Source organism: Neorhizobium sp. BT27B (assembly GCF_050455485.1).
Classification (GTDB): Bacteria; Pseudomonadota; Alphaproteobacteria; order Rhizobiales; family Rhizobiaceae; genus Neorhizobium.
Window position 1 is genome coordinate 323,227 of sequence record NZ_JBCIYT010000004.1, and the last position, 11,526, is coordinate 334,752.

Below are 11,526 nucleotides of genomic sequence, written 5' to 3' on the forward strand. Positions count from 1 at the left end.
CTTGATCGCTGTCATGCGGTTTTGAGGATGGGCAGTGTGTCCGGATAGGCTGCCTGCACGGTTTGCTCGTGGTTCCATCGGCCGAATGCTGCGCGGCCGAGGATGGCCACCGATGTGTCTTCCTGTGGCGCGTGAACCAACACCGACTGGACATCGCGAAAATGCCGTTCGATGCCGAGGTCGGCACTGAGGCCCGGATTGCCGATGCTGCGCACCGCAAGCTGCACGGCATCGCGCAACTGCCGGCCGGCCAGCAATCTCGCCCGGATCAGCCGTTCGGCATCGACACTATTGTGTTCCAGCGTATCGAAAATGATCTGCCGGGCACCGGAAACCAGAAGGTCGATTTCGCCCGAAAGGGTAATGAACCGTTCGGTGCGCGCAATCGGATGTCCGAGATTGGCCGGCACGCGCTCATGCGCGAAACGGATGAAGGCGGCCTGCGCCGCCTCGGCGGCACCGAGATAGATCGCGGTCAGCGCCAGATTGAAGGCGGCATGGGCGCGGTTGTCCTGCTGCGCCGCCGATGGGTCGACGAGGTCGATGGCATTGCCGGCCGGGATCGCGACATCGCTATACTGGACGTCATGCGAGCCGGTGGCGCGCATGCCGAGGCTGTTCCAGTTTTCGATCACATGAATGCCGGGCAATCCGTTCGGCACCACGAACGTGCCGACGCGAGCGGGTGTCTCGTCGGTATGCGCCCAGACGAGGAAATGCGTGAGGCCATGGGCGCCGGTCACGAAGCGCTTGCGACCGGTGATCGACCAGCCGGTCGCGGTGCGTCGAGCGATGGTGGCCGGAAGGCCGCCGCGGGCGGGCGATCCCAGTTCAGGCTCCACACGCGCGGCATTGAGCAGAAGCGGCTTCTGCCCGGCTTCCGCCAGCAGGCGCTTGTAGAGATCTTCCGGCCAATGGCTTTTGGTCGCCTGTCCGAGATGGTTGAAGATGGTCATGGCGCTGATCAGCGCCACCGACGGATCGCCGCGTCCAAGTGCCGCCAGAATGTGGCCGACATCCGCAAGTGTGCCGCCCTTGCCGCCATAACGGGTGGCAACGGTCGTTTCCAGAAGCCCGCTCGCATGTACGGCACGAATACCCGTCCACGGAAACTCTCCGGTGCGATCCGCCTCAGGTGCGGCCTCCGCGATGATGCGGACGGTTTCCTCGGGAACGATGGGATGATGGGACATGCGGTCTGGGCTTTCTGGCTGTTTACGTGAGCTGGAGGCAGACGGCCCGGCCTTGTGAGCCGGGCCGCAAAATCATGCGGCAGCCTTCTTTTTTGCGTCTTCCCGCTCGCGAATGCCTTCGCGCACCAGCGGCAGGATGTAGCGACCGTAATCGACCGCATCATTGTAGTTGTCGTAACCGCGGATGGAGATCAGGTCGCAGCCGAGATCAATGTAATCGAGAATGCTGTCGGCGATCGTGCGTGGCGAGCCGACAAGCGCAGTGGTCGCGCCGCTGGCATTGGTGGCGGTGACGGTCGGGTACCAGAGGGCACGGTCATGCACGTCGCCGCGTTTGGCGATGTCGAGAAGACGCTGCGAACCGACATTGGCCGGGGCCGGAGCGTTGACCGGAGCGCGATGCAGGCCCTTCTGACGGTTGGCTGTCAGCTGGTCGAGAACCTTGTGCGCCTTTTCCCAGGCCAGTTCGTCGGTTTCGGCCACGATCGGACGGAAGGTGACCCAGATGCGCGGGCGATCGGTGCGGCCGGCCTTGGCCGCTTCGGCATAGACGCGGTCGATCTGCTGCTTGGTTTCCGCCAGCGGCTCGCCCCACAGGCCAAAAATGTCGCACAGCGAGCCACCGATGCGGTAAGCCGCGTCGGAGGAACCGCCGAGCGAAATCGGGATCGTGCCATTGGTCGGGCGCACGGCGCTGCGGAACTGCTTGAACTGGTAATATTTGCCGTCGAAATCGAAGGCTTCCTTGGATGACCATGCGAGGCGCAGGATACGGATATATTCCTCCTGCCGCTCGTAACGCTCTTCCTTGTTGAGGAAATCGCCTTCGCGGGCCTGTTCCTCATCGCTGCCGCCGGCAATGAAGTGGACGACGACACGGCCGCCGCTCAGCTGGTCTAGCGTGGCGAGCGATTTGGCCGCAACGGTCGGATAAACCGTGTTCGGGCGCAGCGCGACGATGATCTTGATATTCTTCGTGTGGGCAAGAACGGTCGCGCCAAGCGTGAACGGATCGAAGGAGGACGAGGAATAGGGGATCAGCGTGTAGTTGAAACCGTAATCATCGAGTGCGCGTGCGTAACGCTCGAGGAAAAGCGGATCGACCGGTGCATCCGGAATGGGGTTGAGGTCGTTCGATTCATTGGGAAAGCTGACGCTGATGAATTCCGCAGTCATTTTGAACTCCTTGAGATAACCGACCGTTGGCTTGAGGTTAGGCCGGGCAATGAAAGGTGAAAAACACGGGTCTTTCGTTTTCTATTCAGTTCGTAGAAAATATTGTCTGTTGCGGTGCGTGAGACGAAACCCGCATCGAGAAGGCGGCTAGACGGCGGGCGACCATCCGAGGCTCGGGGCAACCGTTTCGGCCAGATCGGTCAGCAGCCGGATATTTTCGGCCAAACCAAAGGCGGGCGGCAGGAAGAGGATGATCTCGTCCGCTGCCGCCAGACCCGGATCATTGAACACGGCTTCCAGAACCTCATCGGGTGCACCCTGAAACACCGGTGAAATCTGCGCTCCGGCTGGCTGAGCCGCGGGGATGAGCGCACCCTTGGGGCGCGACGCCGCGATGCCATTGGTGCGGCGATCCAGATCATAGGCCGCGTATTTTTCGCGCAGATCCGGCGTGGTGCCGACCAGAATGGATGCGGCAACGGCAACGGACGGCGGCTCGGTGCCCCAGATCCGGCGCCAGTTGCTGCGATAGGCCTCGATGATGCGGGCCTGATAGGCACCAAAAGTCTCGCCATCGTCCTGATCGTGCTGCACGGTGCCGCAGATCAGGCCGATCCCCAGTTCGGCAGCCTGCACGGCGGAACTCAGGCTGGCGGAACCCTGGCGAATTCTCGACCGCAGTGTCGGGCTGTGGGGTGTGACGCGAAGCTCGGCACCTTTTGGCGCGCCCTGACCCGCTTCCGTCACCGTGTGAAGGACGTCGCCCGAAAGTGCCGAGAGGAAACGCGCCTGCCGGCGTTTGGCTTCGGTGCGCGCATCGGTTTCGACCGTGCCGAAAACGGCGTCGAAGGCACCGCTCGCACCGGTCGAGATGGCCAGTTCCAGCCGGCCGCCTATCAGTAGGTCGGTGGTGCCGGCTGCTTCCGCCAGAAGGATCGGGTCCTGATAGCGCATGGGGATGACGGCCGATCCGAGCGTGATGCGGCTTGTATGCTGTCCGGCTGCCGCGAAGAAGGGCAGCGGCGATGAGAGGTAATGGTCGAAATGCCGCTGATAGGCCCAGCCGGATTGATAACCCAGTTGTTCGGCCTGCCGGTAAAGCTCGATGCCGTCGCGCAGCCCTTTGGCGGGACCATCATCGTCGTTGAAGGAGACGCGGGTGTTGAAACCCAACCGCTGTTTGGGCCGGAACGCGGCGGGCAGGGTGGTGGTCGGCAGGGCGATGGTCATGCAAACGCCTCCTTGCGCTCGGCGCGCGATACGCGCCGATGCGCCGCCTCGGATGTGTCGCCAGAGAGACCGGAGGGGATGGATTCCAGCAGCGTCGCCGTATAGGCGTGGCTCGGGTTGTCGAAAATGTCGCCAACAGTGCCGTGCTCGACGATGCGTCCGCGCTGCATGACCGAGACGGTGTGGGCAAGCTGGCGCACCAGCGCCAGATCATGCGACACGAACACATAGGTCAGGCCAAGCTTTGCCTGCAGCGACAGAAGCACCTCGACGATATCCGCCTGCACGCTGACATCGAGCGCCGAGGTCGGTTCATCGAGAACGATGACATCCGGCTTCAGCACCAGAGACCTTGCAATCGCCACGCGCTGGCGCTGGCCGCCCGAAAGCGCACCCGGTTTGCGGGAGAGGAGATGGTCGGCCAGACCGACATTGGTGAGCGCCTCGCGCACCTGCTGTGTCCGCTCTGCCGCCGTACCGATCTTGAAGCGGTCGAGAGGTTCGCGCACCAGACGCTCCACCGTCCATGTCGGGTCGAGCGAGGTGAAAGGATTCTGGTAGACCAGTTGCAGGTGACGCCAGACCGCGCGCAGATCTTTTTGCGACCGGCCGGCCAGGTCGTCGCCGGCAACCGAAATGCTGCCGGTATCGGGTTCGTCCAGCCCGAGCAGCAGCCGGATCGTCGTGGTCTTGCCCGAGCCGGATTCGCCGACCAGCGCATGGGTGGTGCCGGCCGGAACCGCGAACGAAACGTCATCGACGGCGGTCAGCACCTTGCCATCGACCTCGAATGTCTTGGTGATGGAATTGACCTCGATCTTCGGGGCCTTGGCGGTTTTGCCGTCGAGCAGGCGGAAACCCGGATCTCTCAGTTTTGCATAACGGTTCGGGTTGAGCGCCGGCACATCGGCATGCAGTTTGCGGGCATAGGCAGACGTCGGCGACGAAAATACCGATGCGGTTTTGCCGGCTTCCTGCACGCTGCCGTCTTTCAGCACCACAAGCTGGTCGGCGCGTTCGGCAGCAATCGCCAGATCGTGGGTAATCAGCAGCAGGCTGATATCCAGATCGTGCTGCAGGCGGGTGAGGAGATCGAGAATGCGCTTCTGGATCGTCACGTCGAGCGCAGAGGTCGGTTCGTCGGCGACCAGAAGGGCGGGGCGGGGTAGAACGGCAAGGCCGATCAGCACACGCTGCAACATGCCGCCGGAGAGCTGGTGCGGATAGGAATCGTAGACCCGCTGCGGGTTGTCGAGCCCCACCTGCGCGAAGGTCTCAAGAATGAGTTCCTTGCGGATCGAAGCATTGGGCTCGTCGGTCAGGGCGGCCGCCTCCATCGCCTGCGCACCGATCGTGCGAACCGGGTTGAGCGAATTGCCGGGATCCTGCGGTACGAAGCCGATGGCGCGTCCGCGCAATGGCCGGAACTGACGCTCGGACAGCGACAGCACATCCTGCCCGTCAAACACCACCTTTCCGCTGGCGTGGCCGCCGCTCGGAAGCAGCCGCAGAACGGCACGGGCGATCGTCGATTTGCCCGAGCCGGATTCGCCGATCAGCGCAAGGCTCTTGCCGCGGCCCAGCTCGAAGCTCACATCATGGACGACCTTGTTGCCGCCATAGGAAACCGAAAGATTTTCCGCGCGCACCAATGATGTCGGGTTGGCTGCATGGGAGGCTACAGTCTTGATAGCGGTGAGATGGGTATTCAGTCTGTCTTGCGAAGCCATCGGCTGATCCTGTTCACAGAGAGGACGGTCACGATCGTTACGAAAGCGGGGGCGTAAACCAGCCACGGCCATTTGAGGTAATCCTTGCCGATCGAGATCAGCAGGCCCCAGTCGGAGGAAGGCGGCGGGTCGCCGTAGCCGAGGAAGGCCAGGCTGGCGATCACCAGAATGGACTCGCCGAACTGCAGCACGGCCAGCGGCAGCACCGAGCGCGAGGCATTGGGCACAACGTGGCGTGAGAGGATATACCAGCGCGAGCCGCCCGACAGGAACGAGGCTTCCACGAAGGTCGCCTGCCGTGTCTTGATGACTTCGGAGCGAGTGACGCGGGCAAAAAACGCCACGGCCGAAATGCCGGTTGCAATCGCCGCGTTGATGGTCTCGAAGCCGATGGCCGTGACGATGATCACCGCCAGCAGAAATTTCGGGATGGACAGCAGCACGTCGACCAGACGCGCCAACAGGATATCGACCCAGCCGCCGAGAAAACCCGCCAGAAGGCCGATCAGCCCGCCGAACAGAACACCGATGACGACCGCCACAAGCGCGCTCGATACGGATGAGGCGGTGCCATAGACGACGCGGGTATAGAGGTCGCGGCCGAGATGGTCGGTGCCGAACCAATGCGACAGGCTGGGACCGAGGAGTTTGTCGGCCGGAACGCCGACGACCGGGCTGTATGTGGTGAACAGCTGCGGCGCCAGCGACCAGGCGATGACGATCGCGATCACGGCAAAGGACAGGGCGACGATAGTGGGCATGCGAAGAGCGGCGCGCCACTCCTGCCACCGGCTGACGGGGAGGGAGGAGTTCGATACAAAAGTCATGGATTCACCGCTTTGGTCGGGTCAAGAGACGGTTCACCGGCGGCTGTGGACCGGTATTTTTTCCCCACGACCATTTTGACGCGCGGATCGAGCAGTGGATACAGCAGGTCGGCGATCAGGTTGACGAGCACGAACACGACGGCGCCGAGCGAAACAATGGCCTGCAGCACAGGCAGATCCTGCGTGCTGACCGACCGCTGGACGAGACTGCCAAGACCCGTGCGGCCAAAAACGGTCTCGGTGATGAGGGAGTTTCCAAGCAGTTCGCCGACCGTCAATGCGATGACGGTGACGACCGGCAGCGACGCAGGCTTCAGGAGGTGTCTCGTAAACAGGCGCCGCTGGCCGATGCCGCGGCTGCGGGCAACCGAGGCATATTCCTGTTTGGCCTCGTGATCGAGATTGGCGATCAGCACTTCGGCGATCTGCGCCGAGAACGGAATTCCGATCGTGATTGCCGCAAACAGGGTGGCCCAGAAACTGTCGGGCTCGATGACGCGGAACAGCCTGAGCTGAAAACCGAAAAGATGAATGAGGAACAGGCCGATGACGAAATTGGGCGTCGACTGGAAGAGTGACGGGAATGCCCGCAGCAACCCCTGGCCGTAGCGCTTCGGCAGCACCTGCGTGCCGTAGGCGACCGCGAATGCCAGGAAAAGAGCGACCGCCAGTCCGCTCGACGCCAGGATCAGCGTCGAGGGAATGACTTCGGCGATCAGCGTCGATACGGGCCGGTTGGAGCGCATCGACACGCCAAGATCGCCGGTCAGGAAGCCAGAGAGCGAATGCCACAACTGCACCAGAACCGGCTGGTCCAGCCCCTGTGCCGCGATGATTTCACCGATTTCCTGTTCGGAAAAACCGTTCTGCGGGTTGCGCAAAACGCTGGTGATCGGGTCGCCAGGCAGGATGCTGACGACCACGAAGGTGAAGACATAGGCCAGCAGGATGACGACGACCGCCTGGCCGAGCCGCTTGGCGGCGTAGGTTAGGTAGGCATTGCTCATGCCGGTGCCTCGCATGGTTCGGTTGCGTTAGTCGGCGATGAAGGCCGTGTAATAGCTGGCGTAAGCCACGCCGTTATAGGTCTCGCCCTTCAGCGTCGGCGACTGCACGTAGATGCGCTGGACGATCTGGGTGCGCGGGATGAAATAACCCTGGTCGAGGACATGCTTCTGCAGGTCGTTCAAGAGCGGGCTGCGTTCATCGAAGGACCCGGCACCGGCGATACTGTCGCGCAGCTCGTTGATCTTGGCGTCGCGGTCATCCAGCGCGAACCAGTTCTCGCCGTTGTTGGCATTGGTGAGGATGCCGGCCACGGTGCCTGCATCGATGAAGCTGCGTGTCACTTCATAGGTCGGCACGGCAGCGCCGCCGAACTTCACCTTTTCGCCGTAGGTCACGACGTCATAGGCGCGGATGACGACCTTCCAGCCGAGCTTGCCGAGCTGCTGCGCGATCAGTTCGTCGACCGATTTCGAGGTGGCGAGATAGGGGTTGGAATGGATGGTCAGCACCAGTTCCTTGCCGTCCTTGGCGCGGATGCCATTGGCGCCCTTCACCCAGCCGGCCTCGTCGAGCAGCTTTTCGGCCTTGGCCGGGTCAAATGCCAGAAGCGCGCTCTGGTCGGTCGCTCCGGGCACGTTGCTCTGGATGAACGAGGTCGCGAGCTTCCAGTCCGGCGTATAGACGGTGTCGATGATTTCCTGGCGGTTGATGCCGGCCTGCAGCGCCTGGCGTACCTTCACGTCGTCATATGGGGCATGTTTGGTGTTGACCGCCCAGCCATTGACGAAACCGAGATAACGCGGCGTGGCGACGGTAAAGCCTTCTTCCTTGAGCGACTTCAATTCCTGGGGCGATGCGTTATAGGCGACATCCGCCTGTCCGGACTGAACCGAGGCGACGCGCAGCGATGGTTCCGAGACCAGCTTGTAGGTAATCGTATCGAGGAAGGCCGGGCCGGTATGGCCGACGGCTGCCGGTCCCCAGTTATAGTCCTTGCGCTTGGTGAGTGTGACGTGGTCGCCCTCTTTCCAGCTCTCGACCACATAAGGGCCGCTGCCGGCGGTCTTGCTGAGATCCGCCTGTGCCGAGGCAGGCTGGGCGATGCTCTTTGGCGAGATCAGGATCGAGCCGTGATAACCGAGTGTGGGAATGAAACCGAGTGTCGGCTTCTTGAAAAAGACCTTCACCGTGGCGGCATCGACGGCTTCGGCGCGGTCATAGGTTTTCGGGAAGAGGCCGATCGGGTTGATGCCTTCGTTCTTGCGACCGGCATACCAGATATCGAGATTGGCAACGACGGCCTTGGCATCCAGCGGCTCGCCATCGGAGAAGGTCACACCGCTCTTCAGGTGAAGGGTGAATTCGGTGGCGTTGTCGTTCTGCTCCCAGCGTTCGGCAAGCCAAGGGCTGACCTTGCCCTCGGCATCGACGTAGAGAAGCTTGTCGGTGACATGGCCCCAGATATGGCCCTGAAAGCTGGAGATCGCGCTGTTGTTGGGGATCCAGGTATCGCCCAGCGAGTCGATCAGGAAGGTGATGTCGCCGCCCTCCTTGGGTGTGTCGGCGGCCAGAACCGGAGACAGGCCGGTTGTCGCGACAAGTGTTACGGCAGCCAAAGCTGACGCGGTCAGCAACAGGCGGCGTCGGGAAAGAGACAGAAGGGTGGAACGGTCGGTCATGGGTAAATCCTGAGGCTTGACGTTGTTGCCGGTTCTGGTTGCGGATCGGATTCCCCCGTTCCGCAGATGCGTTCTGATCCTGTCGGCGCTGTAAAAAGCGCGCAGAAAACCGTTCGCCGATGGATGAACCGCTCGGCGAGGGCGCCCGCTCAGAGGACGGGTTGCTGGTGAATGAACGAGGGAGGCTTTTGCCTATTCGCTACAGATGCGTCTTCGTGTTGGTTTGACAAAAATCATGAGAGCAAGCCTAGGCAAGACAGCGTCAACGAGGAAGACCGATCATTCTCTTTCTATGGACTTAGTAGATTATTTTCTTCTGTTTCAGCGTTTGTGAGGGTCTGCTTTTCCGATGTGGTCCCATGCAAATTGCGAGGGCGGGGATCAGCGTCCGTCGGCCGAGAAGGCCATTGCCTCGAAAATCCGCACTGCGGGCAGTTCGCCGGAAAACCGTTCCACCTCGACGCGGGTCAATTGGCCGGTCGACCCTTGAGCCAGTTTCGACGTGCCGATGTCGTGGGTCAGAATATTGGGGTTGCCGTGGATGCACATGGCATCTGCTGCAGCCGGATCGTCGGCTTCGAACCAGGCGCCGGTTGCCAGCTGCATCACGCCCGGCCGCACATCCTCGCTGATGATCGCAGCCGCAAGGCAGCTGCCGCGGGCGTTGAACAGTTTTACGATGTCGCCATCCGTGATGCCGCGCGCCGCCGCATCCGCCGGGTTTATGCGCACCGGTTCGCGATCCCTGATCTTGGTGGAACGGCTGAAACCGCCATAATCGAGCTGGCTGTGCAGCCGCTGGTGCGGCTGGTTGCAGACCAGATGCAATTGAAAACGCGCATCCTCTGTCTCGGCGCGCGGCGGATAAAATCGCGGATGGCCACCACAGTCGTCGTAACCAAAACCGTCGACGGTGTCGGAAAAGATCTCGATCTTGCCGGACGGCGTCTGCAATGGGGATGCTGCCGGATCCTGTCGGAATGCGTTTGCCGGGCCACCCTTATCCGGCTTGGTCGGCAGATGCAGTTCGCCCTGGCGCCAGAAGGTTTCGAAATCGGGCGCCTCATGGCCGGCGGCTGCAAGCGCCGTTCGCGTCGTCTCGAACAGGGCTGCCAACCATTCCTTCGATGTCCGGCCTTCCGTAAACGTCTCGGACGTGCCGAGCAGGCGCGACAGGTCGGCAAAGATGTCGTAGTCGTCGCGTGCCTCTCCCACTGGATCGATCAGCCGCTTCATGGCGATGATCAGGGGATCACGGTCGGCGGCACCGATGTCGTCGCGCTCGATCGTCGTCGTTGCCGGCAGCACGATATCGGCAAAACGCGCCGTCGAGGTCCAGGCGGATTCGTGAACGATCAGCGTATCCGGTTTGCGAAACGCGCGCCGCAGCCGGTTGATATCCTGATGGTGGTGAAACGGGTTGCCGCCCGCCCAATAGACAAGGCGGATGTCCGGGTAATGCAGCGCCTTGCCGTTGTAGTGAAATTCCTCGCCCGGATGCAGCAGCATGTCGGAAATGCGCGCAACGGGAATGAAATCGGTAACCGGGTTTTTGAACTGGTTGAGAGTGGGCAGCGGAGCGGCCAGCAGGCTTTTGCCGATATTGCCGAGTGCGCCGAGAGAATAGGAATAACCGCCGCCATCCAGCCCGATCTGGCCGAGCATGGCGGCCAGAACGATGCCCATCCACACCGGTTGCTCGCCATAATCGGCGCGCTGCAGCGAATGGCTGACGGTGATCAGGGTGCGCGAGCGCGCCATCTGGCGGGCGAGATCGGTGATCACCTCGGCACCAATGCCGCAGATTTTTGCTGCCCATTCCGGCGTCTTTGCGACACTATCCGTGCGTCCCAGCAGATAATCTTCGAATTTCCCGTAACCGACCGTGTAACGATCGAGAAAATCACGGTCATGCAGGTCTTCGGTCACGAGCACATGTGCCAGAGCCAGCATCAGCGCCATGTCGGTGCCCGGAATGATCGGCAGCCAATCGGCATTCACATCGGCGGGAAAATCGTCGCGCAGCGGACTGATCAGCGCAAACCGTGCGCCACGAGCGCTGGCGCCGCGCAGTTTTGGCAGAACCACATGCTGGCTGATGCCGCCCCCATGCACATCGGTGTTTTTCACCGCCATGCCGCCGAAGGCCACCAGAAGTTCGGTTGAGCGCTCGATGGCATCCCATGTCACGCTCTTGCGGTCGACACTGTCATAAGGCCCCAGTACATGCGGAATGATCACCATCGCCGCACCGGAACTGTAGGTGTTGACCGATTTCACATAACCGCCGAGCACGTTGAGAAAACGATGGATCTGGCTCTGCGCGTGATGAAAGCGGCCGGCACTCGACCAGCCATAGGAGCCGCCGAAAACGGCGGTCGGGCCAAACACGTCGTAAACGCGGCGCAGCTCCTTCGAGACCAGCTCCAGCGCTTCTGCCCAGCTGACCTCCACGAATTCGTCGGCACCGCGCATCTGTTCATGACCCGGCTTGCCCTCCAGCCAGCCGCGTCTGACCGCCGGCCGGCGAATGCGCACCGGGCTGTCGGCAATCGCCGGGATATTGCCGAGAAGCGGCGACGGGTGCGGATCGCCCGGATGAGACCTGATTTCAAGCCTCCCGTTTTCCAGACGACCGGAAAAGGCGCCCCAATGGGAACTGTGCGGCTGAAAACTGTTCATC

General features: G+C 61.9%; 8 protein-coding genes. All 8 read right to left on the bottom strand.

Going from position 1 to position 11,526, the window contains the following annotated elements; all coding sequences use genetic code 11:
• Positions 1 to 11: 11 nt before the first annotated feature.
• The 8 genes from AAIH70_RS13270 to AAIH70_RS13305 all read right to left on the bottom strand — a co-directional run bounded on the left by AAIH70_RS13270 (position 12) and on the right by AAIH70_RS13305 (position 11,525).
• Complete coding sequence (locus AAIH70_RS13270; RefSeq protein ID WP_132275014.1) at positions 12 to 1,193, bottom strand: acyl-CoA dehydrogenase family protein; 1,182 nt, start codon at positions 1,191 to 1,193, stop codon at positions 12 to 14.
• A gap of 72 nt (positions 1,194 to 1,265) precedes the next feature.
• Positions 1,266 to 2,369 carry an LLM class flavin-dependent oxidoreductase gene (locus AAIH70_RS13275; protein WP_132275011.1) on the bottom strand — a complete coding sequence of 368 codons (1,104 nt, stop codon included), beginning with the start codon at positions 2,367 to 2,369 and terminating at the stop codon, positions 1,266 to 1,268.
• 147 nt (positions 2,370 to 2,516) lie between these two features.
• On the bottom strand, positions 2,517 to 3,599 hold the full coding sequence (locus AAIH70_RS13280; RefSeq protein WP_132275008.1) for an LLM class flavin-dependent oxidoreductase: 1,083 nt from the start codon (positions 3,597 to 3,599) through the stop codon (positions 2,517 to 2,519).
• Complete coding sequence (locus AAIH70_RS13285) at positions 3,596 to 5,329, bottom strand: dipeptide ABC transporter ATP-binding protein (protein WP_132275005.1); 1,734 nt, start codon at positions 5,327 to 5,329, stop codon at positions 3,596 to 3,598. Before AAIH70_RS13285 ends, AAIH70_RS13280 begins: the two co-directional genes overlap by 4 nt.
• The gene (locus AAIH70_RS13290) at positions 5,308 to 6,156 is read right to left on the bottom strand and encodes an ABC transporter permease (RefSeq protein ID WP_132275002.1); all 849 of its coding nucleotides are present in this window, start codon (positions 6,154 to 6,156) and stop codon (positions 5,308 to 5,310) included. The genes AAIH70_RS13285 and AAIH70_RS13290 overlap by 22 nt, the downstream gene beginning before the upstream one ends.
• Positions 6,153 to 7,163 (bottom strand): ABC transporter permease, encoded by a 1,011-nt coding sequence (locus tag AAIH70_RS13295; protein ID WP_132274999.1) that lies wholly within the window; start codon positions 7,161 to 7,163, stop codon positions 6,153 to 6,155. Before AAIH70_RS13295 ends, AAIH70_RS13290 begins: the two co-directional genes overlap by 4 nt.
• 27 nt (positions 7,164 to 7,190) lie before the next feature.
• Positions 7,191 to 8,843 (bottom strand): ABC transporter substrate-binding protein, encoded by a 1,653-nt coding sequence (locus AAIH70_RS13300; RefSeq protein ID WP_132274997.1) that lies wholly within the window; start codon positions 8,841 to 8,843, stop codon positions 7,191 to 7,193.
• A 381-nt stretch (positions 8,844 to 9,224) separates the two neighbouring features.
• A complete protein-coding gene (locus AAIH70_RS13305) occupies positions 9,225 to 11,525 on the bottom strand; it encodes a molybdopterin guanine dinucleotide-containing S/N-oxide reductase (RefSeq protein WP_132274994.1) in 2,301 nt (766 codons plus the stop codon).
• Between the last annotated feature and the right edge of the window lies 1 nt (position 11,526).